This is a genomic window from Microbacterium sp. DWRC1-3 (assembly GCF_049896645.1).
Classification (GTDB): domain Bacteria; phylum Actinomycetota; class Actinomycetes; order Actinomycetales; family Microbacteriaceae; genus Microbacterium; species Microbacterium maritypicum.
On the sequence record NZ_JAFCUS010000001.1, the window covers coordinates 207,634 to 227,919 of the forward strand.

21 protein-coding genes and 2 tRNA genes are annotated in these 20,286 nt (G+C 67.4%); 18 read left to right on the forward strand and 5 right to left on the reverse strand.

The features are described 5' to 3' along the window. Positions 1-32 precede the first annotated feature (32 nt). From gap to ACP699_RS00995, 5 genes are all read left to right on the forward strand, one after another. The gene (gene gap / locus ACP699_RS00975; protein ID WP_017830288.1) at positions 33-1,043 is read left to right on the forward strand and encodes a type I glyceraldehyde-3-phosphate dehydrogenase; all 1,011 of its coding nucleotides are present in this window, start codon (positions 33-35) and stop codon (positions 1,041-1,043) included. Positions 1,044-1,053: 10 nt separating this feature from the next. Then, positions 1,054-2,268 (forward strand): phosphoglycerate kinase, encoded by a 1,215-nt coding sequence (locus ACP699_RS00980; RefSeq protein ID WP_055867482.1) that lies wholly within the window; start codon positions 1,054-1,056, stop codon positions 2,266-2,268. After that, positions 2,259-3,050 carry a triose-phosphate isomerase gene (gene tpiA, locus ACP699_RS00985; RefSeq protein WP_021201515.1) on the forward strand — a complete coding sequence of 264 codons (792 nt, stop codon included), beginning with the start codon at positions 2,259-2,261 and terminating at the stop codon, positions 3,048-3,050. Before ACP699_RS00980 ends, tpiA begins: the two co-directional genes overlap by 10 nt. Positions 3,051-3,131: 81 nt before the next feature. Continuing rightward, positions 3,132-3,380: a preprotein translocase subunit SecG gene (gene secG, locus ACP699_RS00990; RefSeq protein ID WP_017202783.1), complete on the forward strand. Its 249-nt coding sequence runs from the start codon at positions 3,132-3,134 to the stop codon at positions 3,378-3,380. Beyond that, entirely contained in the window at positions 3,380-3,733 is a 354-nt protein-coding gene (locus tag ACP699_RS00995; RefSeq protein ID WP_017830291.1) for an RNA polymerase-binding protein RbpA, read from the forward strand. Before secG ends, ACP699_RS00995 begins: the two co-directional genes overlap by 1 nt. 69 nt (positions 3,734-3,802) lie before the next feature. Here ACP699_RS00995 and ACP699_RS01000 read toward each other — a convergent pair whose 3' ends face one another. Continuing rightward, positions 3,803-5,005, reverse strand: coding sequence for a hypothetical protein (locus tag ACP699_RS01000; RefSeq protein WP_426168425.1), 1,203 nt, complete (start codon positions 5,003-5,005; stop codon positions 3,803-3,805). A gap of 109 nt (positions 5,006-5,114) precedes the next feature. After that, positions 5,115-5,188 (reverse strand) — tRNA-Gly (locus tag ACP699_RS01005). A 109-nt stretch (positions 5,189-5,297) separates the two neighbouring features. Here ACP699_RS01005 and ACP699_RS01010 point away from each other — a divergent pair. The 13 genes from ACP699_RS01010 (at position 5,298) to ACP699_RS01070 (ending at position 16,687) form a co-directional block, all read left to right on the forward strand. Next, positions 5,298-5,371 (forward strand) — tRNA-Pro (locus ACP699_RS01010). A gap of 63 nt (positions 5,372-5,434) precedes the next feature. Continuing rightward, entirely contained in the window at positions 5,435-6,904 is a 1,470-nt protein-coding gene (gene tig, locus ACP699_RS01015) for a trigger factor (protein ID WP_426168428.1), read from the forward strand. A gap of 72 nt (positions 6,905-6,976) precedes the next feature. Then, entirely contained in the window at positions 6,977-7,471 is a 495-nt protein-coding gene (locus ACP699_RS01020) for a tetratricopeptide repeat protein (protein ID WP_055872365.1), read from the forward strand. Positions 7,472-7,552: 81 nt separating this feature from the next. After that, a complete protein-coding gene (locus tag ACP699_RS01025) occupies positions 7,553-8,149 on the forward strand; it encodes an ATP-dependent Clp protease proteolytic subunit (protein ID WP_017830295.1) in 597 nt (198 codons plus the stop codon). 20 nt (positions 8,150-8,169) lie between these two features. Next, entirely contained in the window at positions 8,170-8,811 is a 642-nt protein-coding gene (locus ACP699_RS01030; protein ID WP_017830296.1) for an ATP-dependent Clp protease proteolytic subunit, read from the forward strand. Between the two features lie 152 nt (positions 8,812-8,963). Next, positions 8,964-9,899, forward strand: a complete 936-nt coding sequence (locus ACP699_RS01035) for a sugar-binding transcriptional regulator (RefSeq protein WP_235563064.1) — start codon at positions 8,964-8,966, stop codon at positions 9,897-9,899. Further along, on the forward strand, positions 9,896-10,897 hold the full coding sequence (gene deoC / locus ACP699_RS01040) for a deoxyribose-phosphate aldolase (RefSeq protein ID WP_426168435.1): 1,002 nt from the start codon (positions 9,896-9,898) through the stop codon (positions 10,895-10,897). Before ACP699_RS01035 ends, deoC begins: the two co-directional genes overlap by 4 nt. A 13-nt stretch (positions 10,898-10,910) precedes the next feature. Next, positions 10,911-12,353: an aldehyde dehydrogenase family protein gene (locus ACP699_RS01045; protein WP_017830299.1), complete on the forward strand. Its 1,443-nt coding sequence runs from the start codon at positions 10,911-10,913 to the stop codon at positions 12,351-12,353. Beyond that, positions 12,350-13,201, forward strand: coding sequence for an aldehyde dehydrogenase family protein (locus ACP699_RS01050; RefSeq protein WP_017830300.1), 852 nt, complete (start codon positions 12,350-12,352; stop codon positions 13,199-13,201). The genes ACP699_RS01045 and ACP699_RS01050 overlap by 4 nt, the downstream gene beginning before the upstream one ends. A gap of 16 nt (positions 13,202-13,217) precedes the next feature. After that, on the forward strand, positions 13,218-13,670 hold the full coding sequence (locus ACP699_RS01055; protein ID WP_426168440.1) for a DUF4304 domain-containing protein: 453 nt from the start codon (positions 13,218-13,220) through the stop codon (positions 13,668-13,670). Between the two features lie 767 nt (positions 13,671-14,437). Continuing rightward, positions 14,438-14,755, forward strand: coding sequence for a hypothetical protein (locus tag ACP699_RS01060; protein WP_055872366.1), 318 nt, complete (start codon positions 14,438-14,440; stop codon positions 14,753-14,755). Positions 14,756-14,885: 130 nt separating this feature from the next. Further along, positions 14,886-16,154, forward strand: coding sequence for an ATP-dependent Clp protease ATP-binding subunit ClpX (clpX, locus tag ACP699_RS01065; RefSeq protein WP_017830302.1), 1,269 nt, complete (start codon positions 14,886-14,888; stop codon positions 16,152-16,154). Beyond that, positions 16,151-16,687, forward strand: a complete 537-nt coding sequence (locus tag ACP699_RS01070) for an NUDIX hydrolase (RefSeq protein ID WP_127482228.1) — start codon at positions 16,151-16,153, stop codon at positions 16,685-16,687. Before clpX ends, ACP699_RS01070 begins: the two co-directional genes overlap by 4 nt. A 71-nt stretch (positions 16,688-16,758) precedes the next feature. Here the strand turns inward: ACP699_RS01070 and ACP699_RS01075 are convergent, their stop codons facing one another. From ACP699_RS01075 to ACP699_RS01085, 3 genes are read right to left on the reverse strand one after another with little or no spacing between them, the layout of a single operon-like run. Then, the gene (locus tag ACP699_RS01075) at positions 16,759-17,256 is read right to left on the reverse strand and encodes a GyrI-like domain-containing protein (protein ID WP_141386152.1); all 498 of its coding nucleotides are present in this window, start codon (positions 17,254-17,256) and stop codon (positions 16,759-16,761) included. Positions 17,257-17,275: 19 nt separating this feature from the next. Further along, positions 17,276-19,327, reverse strand: a complete 2,052-nt coding sequence (locus ACP699_RS01080; protein ID WP_426168445.1) for a M3 family metallopeptidase — start codon at positions 19,325-19,327, stop codon at positions 17,276-17,278. Positions 19,328-19,360: 33 nt separating this feature from the next. Next, positions 19,361-20,278 (reverse strand): LysR family transcriptional regulator, encoded by a 918-nt coding sequence (locus ACP699_RS01085; RefSeq protein WP_055867510.1) that lies wholly within the window; start codon positions 20,276-20,278, stop codon positions 19,361-19,363. Positions 20,279-20,286 lie beyond the last annotated feature (8 nt).

Consider the following 20,286-nt stretch of genomic DNA (forward strand, 5'->3'; position numbering starts at 1 on the left):
GCGTGCAGCGCACGAGAAACAGGGAGACCTGAGTGTCTGTCAAGATCGGTATCAACGGCTTCGGCCGCATCGGACGCAACTACTTCCGCGCGGCTCTCGCGCAGGGAGCGGACCTTGAGATCGTCGCCGTCAACGACCTCACCGACAACAAGACCCTGGCGCACCTGCTGAAGTACGACTCGGTGGGCGGCGTCCTCGACGCCGAGATCAGCTACGACGAGGACAGCATCACCGTCAACGGCAAGACGATCAAGGCGTTCGCCGAGCGCGACCCCGCAGGCCTCCCGTGGGGCGAGCTGGGTGTCGACATCGTGATCGAGTCGACCGGCTTCTTCACCAAGGCCGAGCTCGCCAAGAAGCACATCGAGGCCGGCGCGAAGAAGGTCCTCATCTCGGCACCGGGCACCGGCGTCGACGGCACGTTCGTCATGGGCGTGAACGAGGACACGTACAACCCGGAGACGGATCACATCATCTCCAACGCGTCCTGCACCACGAACTGCCTCGCACCGCTGGCACAGGTCTTCAACGACGCCTTCGGTATCGACCGCGGCTTCATGATGACCGCGCACGCGTACACCGCCGACCAGAACCTGCAGGACGGCCCGCACAGCGACCTCCGCCGTGCACGCGCCGCCGCGATCAACATCACTCCCGCCTCCACCGGTGCCGCCAAGGCCATCGGAGAGGTGCTGCCGGAGCTCCAGGGCAAGCTGAGCGGCTCCTCGTACCGCGTCCCGGTTCCCACCGGCTCGATCGTCGACCTCACCCTCATCACGGACCGCGAGAACCTGACGGTCGACGAGGTCAACGAGGCGTACAAGAAGGCTGCTGCCGAGGGGCGCCTCGCCGGTTTCCTCCAGTACAACGAGGACCCGATCGTCTCGAGCGACATCGTGCACAACCCGCACTCGTCGATCTTCGACTCGACGCTCACCAACGTCAGCGGCAACCTGATCAAGGTCTCCAGCTGGTACGACAACGAGTGGGGCTACTCCAACCGTCTCGTCGACCTGACCGAGTACGTGGCCGAACGCCTCTAAGGTCAGACACATGACTCTGCGCACCCTGGACACACTGGGGTCGCTCGAGGGCAAGCGCGTCATCGTCCGTTGTGATCTCAACGTCCCCCTGCGGGATGGGATCATCACGGACGATGGCCGTGTCCGCGCCTCGTTGCCGACCCTCAATGCACTGATCAACGCGGGTGCCCGCGTGGTCGTGTGCTCCCACCTCGGCCGCCCGGATGGCGCGCCCGATCCTCAGTACAGCCTGGAGCCGGTGGCCCAGCGGCTGTCCGAGCTGCTTGGCGCTCCTGTCGCCTTCGCACGCGACACCGTCGGCGAGTCGGCTCAGGAGGCCGTCGCCTCGCTCGAGGACGGCGGGGTCGTCGTCATCGAGAACCTGCGGTTCAACGCGGGGGAGACGTCGAAGGATGACGCCACCCGCGCCGCGTTCGCCGCGGAGCTGGCAACGCTCGGGGACGTTCTCGTCTCCGACGGGTTCGGGGTCGTTCACCGCAAGCAGGCGAGCGTCTACGAGCTCGCCGAGCTGCTCCCGTCGGCGGCAGGCCTGCTGATCGCCGCCGAGCTCGATGTGCTCGATCGTCTGACCGAGAACCCGGAGCGCCCGTACGCGGTCGTCCTCGGCGGATCGAAGGTCAGCGACAAGCTGGGCGTCATCTCGCATCTGCTTCCGCGGGTGGACAGGATCCTCGTCGGCGGCGGCATGCTGTTCACCTTCCTGAAGGCACAGGGCCACGCCGTAGCGTCGAGCCTGCTGGAAGAGGACCAGCTCGAGACGGTTCGCGGCTACATCGCGGAGGCCGCCGAGCGTGGCGTGGAGCTCGTGCTCCCCACCGATGTCGTGGTCGCCGCATCCTTCGGCGCGGACGCCGCGCACGAAGTCGCCGCAGCCGACGCGATCGAGTCGACGCCGTTCGGTGCCTCCGGCATCGGACTGGACATCGGCCCTGCGACGGCGGAGCGTTTCGCGGAGGTCATCCGCGAGTCGAAGACGGTGTTCTGGAACGGCCCGATGGGCGTGTTCGAGTTCCCCGCGTTCGCGGCCGGCACCAAGACCGTGGCGCAGGCGCTCACCGAGGTCGACGGCCTCAGCGTGGTGGGCGGCGGTGACTCCGCGGCGGCCGTGCGTCAGCTCGGATTCTCCGACGACCAGTTCGGTCACATCTCGACCGGCGGCGGCGCGAGCCTCGAATTCCTCGAGGGCAAGAAACTACCTGGGCTGGAGGTCCTCGGATGGGCGTGAACTCCCGTACCCCGCTGATCGCGGGAAACTGGAAGATGAATCTCGACCACCTTCAGGCGGTCGCGTTCGTGCAGAAGCTGCACTGGACGTTGAAGGATGCCAAGCACGAGGACGGGTCCGTCGAGGTGGCGGTCTTCCCGCCCTTCACCGACATCCGCAGCGTGCAGACGCTCATCGATGCGGACAAGATCCCGTTCGCGCTCGGTGCGCAGGACGTGTCGGCGCACGACTCCGGTGCGTACACCGGCGAGGTCTCCGGGGCGTTCCTGGCGAAGCTCGACGCGAAGTACGTCATCATCGGACACTCCGAGCGTCGTGAGTACCACTCCGAAGGCGACGACATCGTGGCCGCCAAGGTGAAGGCGTCGCTCAAGCACGGCCTCGTGCCCGTGATCTGCGTCGGTGAGACCGCTGGCGACCTCGAGAAGTTCGGCGCCAGTGCGGTTCCGGTGTCGCAGCTCGAAGCCGCGCTCGAGGGTGTCTCGCCGAAGGCGGACATCGTCGTGGCCTACGAGCCCGTATGGGCGATCGGCTCCGGCCAGGCGGCGACCCCGCAGCAGGCGCAGGATGTCTGCGCCGCACTGCGCGCCGTCATCGCGAAGGTTCTGGGCGACGAAGCGGCCGCGCGCACGCGCATCCTCTACGGCGGTTCGGTGAAGTCGGGCAACATCGCCAGCTTCATGCGCGAACCCGATGTGGACGGCGCTCTGGTCGGCGGGGCGAGCCTCGTCGTGGACGAGTTCGCCGCGATCATCCGCTTCGAGAAGCACGTCGGCGTGTGAGTGCAGCGGGGCTTCGGCCCCGCTGCACCGTATACTTGACCGTTACGGGGGCGCTCCGGCCCCAGCGAAAGGCTCTTTCTCGTGGCAATTCTCGAGTTCGTCCTGCAGGTCGTGCTGGGTATCACCAGCGTTCTGCTGACCCTCCTCATCCTCTTGCACAAAGGTCGCGGCGGTGGCCTGTCCGACATGTTCGGTGGAGGCATGACCTCTGCGGTCGGCTCTTCCGGACTCGCGGAGCGGAACCTGAACCGCTTCACCGTCGTCCTGGCTCTGACGTGGTTCGTCTCCATCGTCGCGCTGGGCCTCATCACGAAATTCGAGGTCATCTGATGGCAACCGGTGGAAACGCGATCCGCGGAACCCGAGTGGGCTCCGGCCCCATGGGCGAGCAGGACCACGGCTATCACGCCGACCGCATCGCGGTCTCGTACTGGGACGGCCTCGGCAACGAGACCGTGCGGTACTTCGCCGCCGGTCTCCCGGAAGAGGAGATCCCGGAGACGATCGATCACCCGCAGTCCGGTCTCCCCGCCGGTCGCGACAAGGAGAATCCTCCTGCGCTCGCGAAGGCGGAGCCGTACAAGACTCACCTCGCCTACGTGAAGGAGCGTCGTACCGACGAGGAAGCCGTCCAGCTTCTCGACGATGCTCTCACGCAGTTGCGTGAGCGCCGGGGACAGTGACCTCGGTCTGACCTAGAAGAAGCCGCCGCGAGTGATCGCGGCGGCTTCTTCCGTATCCGGAGACCGTGCTCAGCGGCAGCCCGCCGCTGCGTCGATGTAGTTCTGCGGAGGGTATCCGTATGCCCAGACCCCGTTGGCATCGTCGGTGTAGCCCATGCTGATGGCCCAGGCGGTCGCCCACTTCTCGATGCTGTCCTGCGTGGAGGAGTCGTACATGCTCTGACACTTGACACTGATCGCATGCCCGACCTCGTGTGCGACGAGCGCCTTGCTCCGGACGCCCGGCCACTGCTCGGCAACCGAGTTCGAGAGTGCGATGGTCGCCCGCCCCTTCTCTCCCCACCACCAGGTCGTATAGCCGCCCATGCTGCCGTTGTAGCCGGCGCCGCTGACCACCGGCGCCCAGTCGAAGTCGAGAAGCACGCCGGGAGCGAGGGACCGCGCGAACGCCTCGATCTCGAGCCGGGTGTCCAGAAGCGGCCCTGCCTTCTCCGCCAGCTCTTCGTTCTCGGTCGCGATGACCTGCGCAGCCGCGTCCTGCAGGGCGAGGTAGGCCGTGGCCGCATCTTCATCCACCGCCGTCGCGGCCGTCGCCTCCGCGGCCGCGTCGCGCAGGGCGATCACGGTTTCGGTGCGCGCCGAGAGATGAGCGCCTTCGAACCCAGGCGCGGCCTCGCCCGCGGTGGTGATCACAGCCAGACCGCTCTCGGTCACCGTCGCCCGTGCGTCTTGGATATCGGTCGAGGCGTCCACGAGCTCGTCGGCGAGGGCATCGACGTCGCGGAGTCGCTCGTCCAGTTCCGACGTGGCGCCGAACAGCTCCCAGAACCAGCCGGGCTTCGTACCAACGGCAGGGATGTCCGTCGCGACGACGCCATCCGCGTCCGAGGCCGTGGCGGTGCTGTCTTCGACCGCTGAGGCGAGCCTGGCATGCACATCGTCGGGCACGGCGATCGGCTGGTTCCCTCCCGAGATGACCCGTCCGGCCGCATCGGTTGCGGCACGCAGGTCGGCGATATCGTCGCGCACCTGCGCCTTCGCGCTCGACGTCGTCTCGGCGGCGCTCTCGTACTGCGACGCGGCGCTGTCGTATCCGAGATTCGAGGTCACCTGAGTGATGGCCAACGCCGCGATCACGGCGGCTCCACCGAGCAGGCCGAGAAGGAGTCCGGTGCGCGTGCTTCGGCGTGGCGGCGTCGGTACAGGGGCGGAGGATGCCGCGGAGAACTGGACGGGCAGCTGGTGCCCGCCGTCGCGAAGCGTCTGACCCATTCGATGGTGCCTTCCGGTCGGAGACTGCGTGCAGCGGTGCTGTCAGCGTATTCGACGGGAGGGACAGGAATGCGAGAAGGCCCCCACCGATGGTGGGGGCCTTCTGGAGTGGAGGGGCTGACGAGAATCGAACTCGCATCATCTGTTTGGAAGACAGAGGCTTTACCACTAAGCTACAGCCCCGGATCCGCACCTTCGGAAAGGTTCGGTACCGACTCATCGACTATACCGGACTCTGACGCATGCTCCTGTCCGTTAGACTCGGTGGGGCTGAATCCGCGTGCGGATTCCCCGGGGCGTAGCTCAGTTTGGTAGAGCGCCCGCTTTGGGAGCGGGAGGTCGCAGGTTCAACTCCTGTCGCCCCGACACGGCCCCCACGGACCTTACAGCCGCGATTCGAAGCGGAAATCACAAGGAGAACACACCAGCATGGCGAACAGCACCGTCGAGAAGCTGACCCCGACCCGGGTCAAGCTCACCATCACGGTCACCCCGGACGACCTCAAGCCCAGCATCGCTCACGCGTACGAGCACATCGCTCAGGACGTGCAGATCCCCGGCTTCCGCAAGGGCAAGGTCCCGGCTCCGATCATCGACCAGCGCATCGGTCGTGGCGCCGTCATCGAGCACGCCGTCAACGAGGGCCTGGACAAGTTCTTCCGCGACGCGACGGTCGAGCACAAGCTGCGCGTCGTCGGCCGCCCGGCCGCCGACATCACGCAGTGGCCGAACGAGAAGGACTTCTCGGGCGACCTGCTCGTCGACATCGAGGTGGACGTCCGTCCCGAGATCGAGCTGCCCTCCTACGACGGCATCACGGTGACGGTCGACGCCGTCGAGGCCGATGACGCCGCGCTCGACGCAGAGCTCGACAACATGCGCGCCCGCTTCGGCACGCTCGTCCCGGTCGACCGTCCCGCCGCGAAGGGCGACTTCGTCGAGCTCGACCTCGTCGCCACGATCGACGGCGCCGAGATCGACCGCGCCGAGGGTGTCTCCTACGAGGTCGGCTCCGGCGAGCTGCTCGAGGGCATCGACGACGCGATCGAGTCGCTCACCGCCGGTGAGGACACCACGTTCCGCTCGGCTCTGGTCGGCGGCGACCACGCCGGTTCCGAGGCCGAGGTCTCCGTGACGGTCAAGGCGGTCAAGGAGCGCGAGCTCCCCGAGGCCGACGACGACTTCGCGCAGATCGCGAGCGAGTTCGACACGATCGCCGAGCTCCGCGAGAGCCTCGCCGAGCGCGTCGCTAAGCAGGGCGTCTTCACGCAGGGCTCCGCCGCGCGCGACAAGCTCGTCGAGGTGCTGCTCGAGCAGATCGAGATTCCGGTCCCGCCGCAGCTCATCGAAGACGAGGTGCACAACCACCTCGAGGGCGAGGGCCGTCTCGAGGACGAGGTGCACCGCGCCGAGGTCACCGAGGCCAGCGAGAAGCAGTTCCGCACGCAGGTTCTCCTCGACACGATCGCCGAGCAGGCCGATGTGCAGGTGTCGCAGGAAGAGCTCAGCCAGTACCTCATCCAGTCTGCTGCGCAGTACGGCATGGCTCCGCAGGAGTTCGTCGAGGCGCTGCAGTCCTCGAACCAGCTGCCGGCGCTCGTCGGTGAGGTCGCCCGCAACAAGGCCCTCGCGATCGCCCTGGGCAAGGTGAAGGTCGTCGACAGCAACGGCAAGCCCGTCGATCTGTCCGACTTCATCGTCACCGACGACGAGGCCGCCGAGGCCGAGTCCGCCGAGGTCGAGGAGAAGCCGGCCAAGAAGGCTCCTGCCAAGAAGCCTGCTGCCAAGAAGGCTCCGGCCAAGAAGGCCGACGCGGCTGACGAGGCCGAGAAGCCGGCTGCCAAGAAGCCCGCCGCCAAGAAGGCTCCGGCCAAGAAGGCGGCCGACAAGGCCGAGTGATCGGACACGATCCAGTGAAGAGGGCGGATGCTGCGGCATCCGCCCTCTTTTCCATACAGGGAGCGGACAGTGATGAAGACGTGGGATGAGCGCATCGACGAGGTGTGGGATGACGCGACAGGCGAAGAGGTCGGCGACGACACGATCGCCCGCATCGACGCCCTCGCCGCCGAACGCGGACCGGATGACGCTCGTGCGGAGTTCGAGCGCGGTGGTGCGCGGGATTCCGCGGGGAGGCCGGCGGAGGCCGTCGTGCTGTATCGGCGCGCCCTGACGCTGGGCTTGGACGAGGAGCATCGCCCGCAGTGCGTGATCCAGATGGCCAGCTCTCTGCGGAACCTCGGCGAGTACGACGACGCTCTCGCCGTGATCCGCGCCGAGGAGGAGCTGTCGGCGGACGGTCCGTATCGCGACGCCATCGCGTGCGTCCATGCCCTCATCCTCGCGAGCGCGGGACGGCCGGCGCAGGGTCTGTCGGTGGCTCTGCTCGCCCTGGTGCCGCATCTGCCGCGCTACCACCGGTCGATGACGGCATATGCCCGCGAGATCGCGGACGCCGACACCTGATATGCCGACGGCGAACACGGCCTGGGTGCTGCGTTGACGCCGGTAGATTCGAATCACTGAAACACGGAATCAGGAGCTGACATGGCTGCAGAACCCCTCCTCGCAACGAGCGTCTTCGACAGGTTGCTGAAGGACCGCATCATCTGGCTGGGGTCGGAGGTGCGCGACGAGAACGCGAACGAGATCTGCGCGAAGATCCTTCTTCTCGCCGCAGAGGACTCCGAGCGAGACATCTACCTCTACGTGAACTCGCCCGGTGGCTCCATCACCGCCGGCATGGCGATCTACGACACGATGCAGTTCGTGCCGAACGACATCGTCACGGTCGGCATCGGTATGGCCGCCTCGATGGGCCAGCTGCTGCTCACCGCGGGCACCAAGGGCAAGCGGTACATCACGCCCAACGCGCGAGTGCTGCTGCACCAGCCGCACGGTGGCTTCGGCGGAACGTCGAGCGACATCCAGACCCAGGCGCAGCTCATCATGTCGATGAAGAACCGCCTCGCCGAGATCACGGCGGCCCAGACCGGGAAGTCCGTCGAGCAGATCAACGCCGACGGTGACCGCGACCGCTGGTTCACGGCCGAGGAAGCGCTCGAGTACGGCTTCGTCGACCACATCCGCGAATCGGCCTCCGACGTCATCGGCGGCGGCGGAACCGACCAGGACACCGAGTAACGGAAAGCGAAAGGACGCTCATGTACACACCCACCTTCCGCTCAGCCGGTGACCTGCCCTCCAGCCGCTACGTGCTCCCGCAGTTCGAGGAGCGCACGGCCTACGGCTTCAAGCGTCAGGACCCGTACAACAAGCTGTTCGAAGACCGCGTGATCTTCCTCGGCGTGCAGGTCGACGACGCCTCGGCCGACGACGTGATGGCGCAGCTCCTCGTCCTGGAGAGTCAGGATGCCGAGCGTGACATCACGATGTACATCAACTCGCCCGGTGGCTCGTTCACCGCGATGACGGCGATCTACGACACGATGCAGTACGTCGCGCCGCAGATCCAGACCGTGGTGCTCGGCCAGGCGGCCTCTGCTGCGGCCGTGCTGCTCGCGGCCGGCGCGCCGGGCAAGCGCCTCGCGCTCCCGAACGCCCGGGTGCTCATCCACCAGCCCGCGATGGGGGAGGCCGGGCACGGCCAGGCCTCCGACATCGAGATCCAGGCCGCGGAGATCCTCCGCATGCGCACGTGGCTCGAGGAGACCCTCGCCGGGCACACCAAGCGCACCCCGGAGCAGGTGAACCGCGACATCGACCGCGACAACATCCTCTCCGCATCGCAGGCGCTGGAGTACGGCATCGTCGACCAGGTGCTCACGACGCGCAAGCGCGTCTGATCCCGATCGACTCGAAGGGCGTCCGTCATCACGACGGGCGCCCTTTCGTCGTCCCGGCGGATGTGCACTCGCCCTGGTGGAGAATGCGCATATGAGCAAGATGGTGCGCGAACGCTGTCAAAGGCCTACTCTGGAGGAGGAAGGAGGAAGCCGTGGAAGAAGATCTGCTCATGGTTCGCGTCGCCGAGCTGTACTACGACGAGGACAAGACCCAGGACGAGATCGGCGGACTCCTCAAGATCTCCCGGTGGAAGGTCGGTCGGCTGCTCACGCAGGCCCGTGAACGAGGCATCGTGCGCATCGAGATCGTGCACCCGCGCGCCCGCAGGCTCGGCCTCGAGCGGCTTCTGGTCGACCGGTTCGGACTGACGGATGCCGTCGTCGTGCCGGCGCCCGACGGCGATGACGGCACACTCGAGCGCGTCGCGCAGGCCGCCGCAGACTTCCTGACCGCCCTCCGGCCGGTGCCCCGCACTCTCGGGGTGAGCTGGGGACGCACGCTCCGCGCAGTCGCCGAAGCGCTCCCCGACGGGTGGGCGAACGGCGTGACCGTCGTGCAGCTCAACGGGGGAGTGAGCCTGAACCGGCGCTCCGGCGGTGCTGCCGGCCTCGCTGTCACGATCGCGCAGCGCGCCTCGGGACAGGTCTCCCTGCTTCCGAGCCCCGCGATCCTCGAGCGCGTGGAGACGAAGCAGGCGATCGAGTCCGACCGCACGGTCGCCGCGGTGCTCGAAGAAGCCGCGGAGGCGCAGGCGTTCCTGTTCACCGCCGGACCCTGCGATGCCTCTTCCGCTCACGTCGAGAACGGATACCTCAGCGCCGAGGACGTGGAAGAGCTCGCGCGTCGTGGCGCGGTCGGAGACGTTCTCGGGCGCTATGTCGACGCCGAGGGCAACATCGTCGACTCGCAGCTCGATGCGCGAACGGTCGGCGTCTCGCTCGACCGCCTGCGCGGAGCCACCCGCGCGATCTTCGTCACGGCGGGACCCGCCAAGCACGACATCGCGCGCACTGTCGTGACCAGCGGCCTGTGCGGCGTTCTGGTGACCGATGAGACCACAGCACGAGCATTGTTGGAGGAACAGTGACGACCAAAGAACTCAACCGCAGGACGGCGGTGGACGTTCTGGGCGGAGAGCCCGACGACGCCACGCTCCGGCGTTTCCTGCACGGACTTCCCGGAGTGGACGCCGTCGGTCTGGAGCAGCGCGCTGCCGGGCTCGGCACCCGCTCGATCAAGACCACCTCGAAGGCGTGGGCGCTCGACACGATCATCAAGCTGATCGACCTGACGACGCTCGAGGGCGCGGACACCCCCGGCAAGGTGCGCTCCCTGGTCGCCAAGGCGAAGAACCCGGATGCCGCCGATGCGTCGACCCCGCGGGTTGCCGCCGTCTGCGTCTACGGCGACATGGTCGCCGACGCGGTCACGGCGCTGGGGAGCCTGCACGGCGACCCCGACGACGGTCTGATCTCCGTCGCGGCGGTGGCCACGGCATTCCCGAGCGGGCGCTCGTCGCTCGCGATCAAGCTCGCCGACACCGCTGAGGCGGTCGCCGCCGGAGCCGACGAGATCGACATGGTCATCGACCGTGGGGCGTTCCTGTCGGGCCGCTACGGTCTCGTGTTCGACCAGATCGCCCAGGTCAAGGAAGCGTGCCGTCGCGAAGACGGCTCCTACGCCTCGCTCAAGGTGATCCTGGAGATCGGTGAGCTGAACACCTACGACAACATCAAGCGCGCCTCGTGGCTCGGCATCCTGGCCGGAGGCGACTTCATCAAGACCTCGACCGGCAAGGTCCAGCCCGCCGCGACGCTCCCGACCACCCTGCTGATGCTGGAGACCGTGCGCGACTGGCACCGTGGCACCGGAGAGAAGATCGGCGTCAAGCCGGCCGGTGGCATCCGTTCCTCGAAGGACGCGGTGAAGTATCTCGTGACCGTCGCCGAGACCGTGGGCGAGGAGTGGCTCCAGCCGCACCTCTTCCGCTTCGGCGCATCCAGCCTCCTCAACGATGTGCTCCTGCAGCGTCAGAAGCTCAGCTCCGGCCACTACTCGGGCCCCGACTACGTCACGATCGACTGACGGGAAGACGAACATGTCATTTCTGGAATACGCTCCCGCACCGGAGTCCACCGCGATCCTGAACCTCAAGGACAGCTACGGCCTGTTCATCGACGGCGAGTTCGTCGACGGCTCGGGCACCCCGTTCCACACCATCTCGCCGGCGACGGAGAAGCACATCGCCGAGATCGCCTCGGCCAGTGACGAGGATGTCGACCGCGCGGTCGCCGCCGCTCGTCGCGCCTACGAGAAGACCTGGTCGAAGATGAGCGGCCGCGATCGCGGCAAGTACCTCTTCCGCATCGCGCGCCTCGTGCAGGAGCGCGCCCGCGAGCTCGCCGTCGCCGAGAGCCTCGACAACGGCAAGCCGATCAAGGAGAGTCGCGACGTCGACGTGCCGCTGGTCGCCTCGTGGTTCTTCTACTACGCGGGCTGGGCGGACAAGCTCGATCACGCCGGACTCGGCGCGAACCCCCGCGCTCTCGGCGTCGCCGGGCAGATCATCCCGTGGAACTTCCCGCTGCTGATGCTCGCCTGGAAGATCGCGCCTGCACTCGCCGCCGGCAACACGGTCGTGCTCAAGCCTGCGGAGACCACGCCGCTCACGGCGCTGATCTTCGCGGAGATCCTTCAGCAGGCCGACCTTCCGGCCGGTGTCGTGAACATCGTGACCGGTGCCGGTGCCACCGGCTCCACTCTCGTCCGCCACCCGGATGTGGACAAGGTGGCCTTCACCGGTTCGACCGGTGTCGGCCGCGACATCGCACGGGCCGTGGCAGGCACCCACAAGAAGCTGACGCTGGAGCTCGGCGGCAAGGCCGCGAACATCGTGTTCGACGACGCCCCCATCGATCAGGCCATCGAAGGCATCGTGAACGGGATCTTCTTCAACCAGGGTCACGTGTGCTGCGCGGGAAGCCGCCTGCTGGTGCAGGAGTCGATCCACGATGAGGTCGTCGACCGGCTCAAGACGCGCCTGTCGACGCTGCGCCTCGGCGACCCGCTCGACAAGAACACCGACATCGGTGCGATCAACTCCGCAGCCCAGCTGGCGCGCATCCGTGAGCTCAGCGACATCGGGGAAGCCGAGGGCGCAGAGCGCTGGAGTGCGGACTGCGCGATCCCGGAGCAGGGCTTCTGGTTCGCCCCGACGATCTTCACCGGTGTCGAGGCGTCGCATCGCATCGCCCGTGATGAGGTCTTCGGACCCGTGCTCTCGGTGCTCACCTTCCGCACGCCCGCCGAGGCCATCGCGAAGGCGAACAACACGCCTTACGGCCTGTCCGCAGGCATCTGGTCCGACAAGGGATCGCGCATCCTCGCGGTGGCCGACCGCCTGCGTGCCGGTGTCATCTGGGCCAACACCTTCAACCGCTTCGACCCGTCGAGCCCGTTCGGCGGCTACAAGGAGTCCGGGTTCGGCCGCGAGGGCGGCCGCCAGGGTCTCACCGCCTACCTCAAGGGAGCCGCAGCATGAGCAAGCGACTGACCGTGCCCAAGACGTACAAGCTGGCGATCGGCGGGGCCTTCCCGCGGAGCGAGTCCGGCCGCACGTACGAGGTGCTCACCCCCAAGGGTGCCTTCCTCGCGAATGCGGCGAAGGGTTCCCGCAAGGACGCTCGCGACGCCGTCGTGGCCGCTCGTGCTGCGGTCAAGGGCTGGTCCGGTGCGACCGCCTACAACCGCGGACAGGTCCTGTACCGCGTCGCGGAGGTGCTCGAAGGCCGTCGTGCGCAGTTCGTCGAGGAGATCTCGGCGCAGGAAGGCGTCTCGGCGGCGGCCGCGGCCTCGCAGGTCGACGAAGCCATCGATCTCTGGGTCTGGTACGCCGGATGGTGCGACAAGTACGCCCAGGTGGCGGGTAACGCGAACCCCGTCTCGGGTCCGTACTTCAACATCTCCGTGCCGGAGCCGACCGGGGTCGTCGCGATCGTCGCACCCCAGGACTCGGCGCTGCTCGGTCTGGTGTCGGTCGTGGCTCCGGCTCTGGTCGCCGGGAACACGGTGGTCGTCGTCGCGAGCGAGCAGCACCCGCTCTCGGCCATCAGCCTCGCCGAGGTGCTGGCCACCAGCGACGTCCCCGGTGGCGTCGTCAACGTGCTGACGGGCTCGCCGGCGGAGATCGCCCCGTGGTTGGCCTCGCACCAGGACGTGAACGCGCTCGACCTGGCGGGTGCGGGTGCTCTCGACTGGGTCGACATGCAGATCGCTGCGGCCGAGACGCTCAAGCGCGTGCTGACTCCGGGTGAGGTCGTCGCCTCTCCGGAGCGGATCGGCGCGTTCACGGAGATCAAGACCGTCTGGCACACCAAGAGCATGGTCTGAATCGACGGAGGCGATGATGACGACCGCTCAGGATCAGGTGCGTTCGCTGCTACGTGAAGATGTTGCCCCGATCCTCCGTGCCGCGGGTTTCCGCGGCACGGAAAGGTCGTTCGCGATTCCCAACCCGGACTGGTTCGCCCAGATTGGCGTTCAGACCTCGGCGGCGAGCACAAGCATGCTCTCGAAGCTGACACTCAACGCGCAGGTCATCCCCAAGGCGTTCTGGAAAGAGGTGCGAGTCGAGCGACAGTATCCCGCCAAGCCGTCCCCGAACACACACTATGGGCGCGGTGGCGAGTTCTGGCAGGTGCGAGTAGGGGAACTCGTCGATGGCAACGACCGCTGGTGGGAGCTCGACGATCGTGGGACTCGCCGACGCCAGTTGGCTGTTGAGCTCACCGACCTGATCATCGATGTCGTGCTTCCCGCGATGATGTCGCGTATGTTTCGTCAGTCGAGCGAGTCGTGAGACGGTCTGGCACACCAAGAGTCTCGTTTGATCTGGGTGCGGTCGTCGATGGGGGGCTCACTTGGGTCTTGTGAAGCCGCCGCGGGCTGACCCATCGATCGATCCGTTCGTCGACGGATTGGGAGTGCTGTCGCGAGAGGGGCTACCCGCCGGTTATGTGGCAACGACGGTCGGTGAGTTCTGGAGCCCATCCCGTCCGCTTCGGAAGCAATGGTGGGTCTGGTACGTCGTGATCTGGCCGGACGGAACGCGAGAGCCGTCGACGGAGGACTACCCGCCGTGGTCCGCTGTTGCCGAGATGCGGAATGGCTACCTGGACGTTCAGGGTGCAGGTGCTCGCGATGGTCGCTACGACGTCTCGTTGCTCGATGCAGACGAAGCCGTGGCGGAAAGGATGCGTCTCGGCGTCTCCACCCGAGACTTCTGAGCCCTCGCCGGTGCGGCACACCAAGAGTATGGTCTGACGGACGTCGGAACGACGGAGGGCCCTGCCGCGCATCGCGCCGCAGGGCCTTCTCTCTCGAAAGGGCGTTGCGGGAGCATCACTGTGGTTTCATGACGGCATGACGATCACGCCACGTCGGAATCCCTCCGCGGTCTTGTCGCTCCTGCTCGCCGGGACACTCTTGCTCGGGGGATGCGCCGTGGTGCCGGCCGAGACGGGCGGTGCGGGGAGTCCGGCCCCGCCCACGCCCACCGTGGCGTGCCCCCAGAACGACGGTGCGGTGCTTCCCCCGGAATGCGCGCCGTACGATCCAGATCACGCCATGGCGCAGAACGATCGATATCGGGATCGCATGGAGCTCTCGGACGAGGCTGCGGCAGCAGCGGTGCAGCCGGTGGCCGACCTGCGTGTGCGTCTGGAAGCACTGCGGACGGAAGGCGAGATCTCGATCCGGGCCGTCGAGCAGGCGTTGCAGGAGATCGGCCTCCCGGACGCCGTGGTCCGCGGTGACGAGGCTGCCGTGGAGTTCGGCGCCGGCGCGCCGGAGGGCGGGTGCGTGTTCGGCGAGGTGCGTCAGGACGCGGTCCGCGTCGAGGCGGGCGGATACATCATGGACGGAGGGTGCCTGCCCGCGCAGTGAGTCCGGATCCGACTCGCCGCAGACCAGAGCTCGCCGGTATGCGCAAAGCACTACGCGCCAATGCGGCCCGGTGTCGTATGCAGCGGTTAGGCTCGAAGGACGATCTCTGATCCCCCCTAGGAGGACGCGCATGGCACGCATCGGTGAAAGCGCTGACCTGTTCAAATGCTCTTTCTGCGGAAAGAGTCAGAAGCAGGTCCAGCAGCTCATCGCGGGCCCCGGCGTGTACATCTGCGACGAGTGCGTCGAGCTGTGCAACGAGATCATCGAAGAGCGCATGGCCGAGTCGTCCGCCGACGGGGTCGCCGAGTTCGAGCTCCCCAAGCCGCGTGAGATCTTCGCGTTCCTCGAGGAGTACGTCGTCGGCCAGGAGCCTGCGAAGCGTGCCCTCGCCGTCGCCGTCTACAACCACTACAAGCGCGTGCGTGCGCACGGCACCCTGCAGACCGCCGAGCAGAAGGCGGAAGAGGTCGAGATCGCCAAGAGCAACATCCTGCTCATCGGCCCGACCGGATGCGGCAAGACCTACCTCGCACAGACGCTCGCGAAGCGCCTCAACGTCCCGTTCGCCGTGGCCGATGCCACCGCGCTGACCGAGGCCGGCTACGTCGGCGAAGACGTCGAGAACATCCTCCTCAAGCTCATCCAGGCTGCGGACTACGACGTCAAGCGCGCGGAGCAGGGCATCATCTACATCGACGAGGTCGACAAGATCGCCCGTAAGGCCGAGAACCCGTCGATCACCCGCGACGTCTCGGGGGAGGGCGTGCAGCAGGCTCTCCTGAAGATCATCGAGGGCACGGTCGCCTCGGTTCCGCCGCAGGGCGGCCGCAAGCACCCGCATCAGGAGTTCCTGCAGATCGACACCTCGAACGTGCTGTTCATCGTCGCCGGAGCCTTCGCGGGCCTGGAAGACATCGTGTCGGCGCGTGTCGGCAAGCACGGCATCGGCTTCGGCGCCCCGCTGCACGACAAGGGCAAAGACCTCGATCTCTTCAGCGAGGTGCTCCCCGAAGACCTGCACAAGTTCGGACTCATCCCCGAGTTCATCGGGCGTCTTCCGGTCGTCACCTCGGTGTCGCCTCTCGACCAGTCCGCGCTCATCGACATCCTCACCGGCCCGCGCAACGCTCTCGTGAAGCAGTACCAGCGCATGTTCGAGATCGACGGCGTGCAGCTCGAGTTCGAAGAGGATGCACTGCGATCGATCGCGGACCTCGCTGTCGAGCGCAAGACCGGTGCCCGCGGACTCCGCGCGATCCTGGAAGACGTGCTGGGACCGATCATGTTCGAGATCCCGTCGGCGGAAGATGTCGCCAAGGTCATCGTCACGCGCGCGGCCGTCGACGAAGGCGCACCGCCCACCATCGTGATGGAGCGCAAGCGCAAGAGCGCGTGAGCGCTGAGCCGGCCGCCTGGACGACGATCGCCCGCAGGACGGTCGTCGAAGACCGGTGGATCCGTCTGCGCGCGGACGACTGCGAAGACATCAGCGGCCGGTCGATAGCGCCGTACTACGTGCTGGAGTACGGCGACTGGATCTCGGTACTGGCCCTCGACGGGAACGACGACGCGATCGTCGTCGAGGAGTACCGTCACGGCGCCGCCATCGTGGCCATCGGCACGATCGGCGGGGGAGTGGAGCCCGGGGAGTCGCCGGAGGACGCGGCCGCCCGGGAACTCCTCGAGGAAACGGGCTTCGTGTCCAACGACCTCATCGGGCTCGGTGCGACGTGGGCCAACTTCGGCAACCACACCAACCGCGTGCACCACTTCCTCGCGCGAGGATGCCGGCGCGTCGCGGAGCAGTCGCTCGACGACGGAGAGTCGATCGCCGTGCACGTGCTGTCGCTCGACGGGCTCGGTGACCGCCTCTCGCAGAGCTACCACCAGCTCACCTGGTACAAGGCGATGGACTGGCTCGGACGATGACCGGTGCCGCGGCACGGGACGGAGATCGCCACTCCGCACCGCCGCAGTAGGCGGCGCTGTCTCGTCGCGGGTCAGGCGGTCTGCATCAGCAGATCGGTGCGCAGCTCCGCCGGTGCGGTGCTCGGGTCGGAGACGTAGACCTCGATCCAGACGCCTCCGGGACGGAGGCCTTCTGCCGCTGCGCGCTCGACCAGCCCTGCCCACGCGGCGCCGAGCTCTTCGTAGGAACCCAACAGGGTCGTCGCGACCGCTGGGCCTTCGGGCAGGGTCGAGGCGACGATGACACTCCCGCTGGCGGTCGGGATGGGATGATCGGGCGGCGACTGCACGGGGTAACCGATCTCGAGGTCGAACACGCCCATCGGATCACCGTGGTAGATCGCCAGCGCAGGGCCGGTCGGGATCAGGACGTCGCCCGCGAACGTCAGTGCGATCGCCGAGTAGCTCGCGTCGAACGCGGCCGGGAGGTCGGCGATGCGGATGCCTTTGTGTCGGATGACGGCGAGGGGGACGGCGTCGAGGTCGAGCCGGTCGGCAGGACCGAAGGGGGCGTCGGGGAATGCACTCATGCGCTCAGGGTCTCACGACTCACGAGCCCAGTCCACGGCGCTTCAGGAGGGGTTCGATGTCGGCATCGCGGCCGCGGAAGTCGCGGTAGGCCTCGAGCGGATCCTTCGAGCCGCCCACTCCGAGCAGGCGCTGGCGGAATCGGTCGCCGTTGCATCGCGTCAGACCGCCGCTCTCGCGGAACCACTCGACCGTGTCGGCGTCGAGCACTTCGCTCCAGATGTACGAGTAGTAGCCGGCACTGTAGCCGCCGGAGAACACATGGGCGAAGTAGGTGGATGAGTATCGGGTCGGGACGGCCGGATCGTCGAGTCCGATGTCGGTCAGCGCTGCAGCCTCGAAAGCGGCGACGTCGTCGACGTGTGCGTCTGTGCCCAGCCGATGCCATGCCTGATCCAGCCATGCCGCCGCCAGATACTCGCTGGTGGCATGGCCCTGGTCGAACGTCTCGGTCGCTCGCAGGCGCTCCACGATCGCGGAGTCGAGCGGTGCACCGGTCTCGTGGTGCCGGGCGTAGTTGTCGAGCACCTCGGGCCACAGGATCCACATCTCGTTCACCTGGCTCGGGAACTCGACGAAGTCGCGGAACACGTTCGTCCCGGCGAAGTGCGGGTAGGTCACGGTCGCGAAGAGTCCGTGCAGCGCATGCCCGAACTCATGGAACAGCGTGGTCACCTCGTCGAGGGTCAGCAGCGTCGGCTCGCCGTCTCCGGGGAGGGGCACGTTCAGGTTGTTGACGACGACGGGTGCCGTGCCGCGCAGTCGGGACTGGCTCACGATGGCGTTCATCCAGGCGCCGCCGCGCTTCGAGTCGCGGGTGTACAGATCGAGCACGTAGAGACCGACTGCGGTTCCGTCGGCGTCGCGCACCTCGAAGACTCGTGCGCCGGGGTGGTACGCGGCGAGGTCTTCGCGCTCGGAGAAGGTCACCCCGTAGAGCCGGTTCGCCGCGAAGAAGACACCGTCCTGCAGGACGCGCTCTGCCTCGAACCAGGGGCGCAGCGCACTGGAGTCGATGTCGTACCTGGCTGTGCGCACGCGTTCCGTGTAGAAGGCCCAGTCGTGTGCCTCGACCGGGAAGGGCGACGCCTCGGTCTCGTCGACGATCGCCTGGAGTGCGGCACGCTCGGCGCGGGCGTTGCGCGCGGACGGGGCGGCGAGGCGGCGGAGCATCTTCTCCACGGCATCCGGCGTCCCCGCGGTCTCATCGGCGGTGACATAGGCCGCGTGCGAGTCGTAGCCGAGCAGCTTCGCGCGTTCGGCGCGCAACCGCACGATCTCCCGCAGGACCGGTCGGTTGTCGTTGGCGTTGTCCCGAGAGGCCCGCATGAGCGAGGCCGCCATGATGCGCCGCCTCGACTCCCGCACGCGCAGCTGAGCCAGTGCGGGATGCCCGCTGAACAGCGGCAGCGTGATGAGGTACTTGCCGTCGAGCCCCCGATCCGCCGCCGCGCGCGCGGCAGCGGACAGCTCGCCCGCGCTCAGCCCCTCGAGTTCATCGGCGGCATCGAACACCACGGCGAGGGCGTTGGTGTCGTTCAGCAGGTTGCGCTCGAAGGTGTTGGTCAGCGTCGACAGCTTCTGGGTCAGCGCCGTCAGCTGCGCCTTGTCCTCGTCGTCGAGACTCGCACCCGCGTGCGTCATCTCGCGGTGATGGCGCTCCACGAGGTAGCGCTGCTCGGGGTCGAGGTCCAGGGCATCGCGCTGCTCGTACACTCGCTGCACCCGCCAGTAGAGCTGACCGTCGAGCGTGATCGCGTCCTGGTGTGCGGCCATGAGCGGTGCGAGCTGCTCATCGATCTCCTGGATCTCGGGCGTCGCATCGGCCGAGCTCACCGTGTAGAAGGTGTGCGCGACGCGGTCGAGCAGTTCGCCTGATCTCTCCAGCGCCTCGATCGTGTTCTCGAACGTCGGCATCGAGCGCACCATCGTGATGCGGGCGATCTCGCGAAGCTGCTCCTGGAAACCCGCCTGGAACGCGGGGAGATAGTGCTCGGGCCGGATCGCGCCGTAGTCGGGGAGCCCGTAGGGGAGCGTCGACGGCTGCATCAGCGGATTCGTGGCGTCGGTCATGCCCACGAGCCTATCCACCGTGACCCGGCGTGCTCAGGATCCGTCCTCGCTCAGGCGCGTCATCACCCCGCGGAGGGCTTCGACGACCACGCGGACCGATCGGCGACGCAGAGTCTCGGGACGAGCGAGCAGGTCGATCATCCGATGAGTGCTCACCCCCTCGAGCGGGATGCGCACGATGTCGCGGTCGTCGACGCTGCGTGACGTGAATCGGGGCAGCATCCCGATCACCCCGCCCGCGGCCACGACCGCGGACACCGCGCCGTAGTCGTTGATGCGGTGCTGGATGTCGACGGGGTGACGAGCAACCGCCGACACGGCACGGAGCACGTCATCGGGGGAGTATCCGATGCGACTGGTGACCCACCTCTCGCCCGCGACGTCGGCCGGTGTGAGGTTCGCGCGATCGGCGAGGCGATGGGCCGTCGAGACGGCGACGTCGAGCGGCTCGCGGATCAGCGTGAGGCTGCGCACGCCCTGATCGGGCCAGGGCTCGGAATGCTCCATGCGGTGCGCGAGCACGAGGTCGTAGCGTGCGGTGAGCGCGGGGAACTCGCTCTGGGCGACGTCCTCGTCGGTGAGCTGCACCGTCGGCGCGTTCTCGGAAGACGACAGCTCCCTCACCAAGGGGCCGAACAGGGCCTGTCCGACACTGTGGAATCCGCTGACGCTCACGACCCCCGTGGCGGCACCTTCGAAGTCGTCGAGGGCGTGCCGCGCCGAGGCCATCGCGTCGATGACCTCGGCACCCGCCGCTGCCAGCACCTCGCCGGCAGGTGTGAGAGCGAGTGTGCGACCGAGCCTGCGGGTCAGTGGGGTCGGAACGCCTCTCTGCAGGGCGGCGAGCTGTTGGGATACGGCGGAGGGGGTGACCCGGAGCGCATCGGCCACCGCCGTCACGCTCCCGAGAGCACCGAGCTCTCGCAGGATCTGCAGCTGATGGAGTTCCACGTTCTCAG

Coding starts and splice junctions, on each gene's coding strand:
- ACP699_RS00980 (WP_055867482.1), top strand. CDS start 1,054: ATGACTCTGCGCACCCTGGACACACTGGGGTCGCTCGAGGGCAAGCGC.
- tpiA (WP_021201515.1), top strand. CDS start 2,259: ATGGGCGTGAACTCCCGTACCCCGCTGATCGCGGGAAACTGGAAGATG.
- ACP699_RS00995 (WP_017830291.1), top strand. CDS start 3,380: ATGGCAACCGGTGGAAACGCGATCCGCGGAACCCGAGTGGGCTCCGGC.
- ACP699_RS01000 (WP_426168425.1), bottom strand. CDS start 5,005: ATGGGTCAGACGCTTCGCGACGGCGGGCACCAGCTGCCCGTCCAGTTC.
- tig (WP_426168428.1), top strand. CDS start 5,435: ATGGCGAACAGCACCGTCGAGAAGCTGACCCCGACCCGGGTCAAGCTC.
- ACP699_RS01020 (WP_055872365.1), top strand. CDS start 6,977: ATGAAGACGTGGGATGAGCGCATCGACGAGGTGTGGGATGACGCGACA.
- ACP699_RS01025 (WP_017830295.1), top strand. CDS start 7,553: ATGGCTGCAGAACCCCTCCTCGCAACGAGCGTCTTCGACAGGTTGCTG.
- ACP699_RS01030 (WP_017830296.1), top strand. CDS start 8,170: ATGTACACACCCACCTTCCGCTCAGCCGGTGACCTGCCCTCCAGCCGC.
- ACP699_RS01045 (WP_017830299.1), top strand. CDS start 10,911: ATGTCATTTCTGGAATACGCTCCCGCACCGGAGTCCACCGCGATCCTG.
- ACP699_RS01050 (WP_017830300.1), top strand. CDS start 12,350: ATGAGCAAGCGACTGACCGTGCCCAAGACGTACAAGCTGGCGATCGGC.
- ACP699_RS01055 (WP_426168440.1), top strand. CDS start 13,218: ATGACGACCGCTCAGGATCAGGTGCGTTCGCTGCTACGTGAAGATGTT.
- ACP699_RS01060 (WP_055872366.1), top strand. CDS start 14,438: ATGGCGCAGAACGATCGATATCGGGATCGCATGGAGCTCTCGGACGAG.
- clpX (WP_017830302.1), top strand. CDS start 14,886: ATGGCACGCATCGGTGAAAGCGCTGACCTGTTCAAATGCTCTTTCTGC.
- ACP699_RS01075 (WP_141386152.1), bottom strand. CDS start 17,256: ATGAGTGCATTCCCCGACGCCCCCTTCGGTCCTGCCGACCGGCTCGAC.
- ACP699_RS01080 (WP_426168445.1), bottom strand. CDS start 19,327: ATGACCGACGCCACGAATCCGCTGATGCAGCCGTCGACGCTCCCCTAC.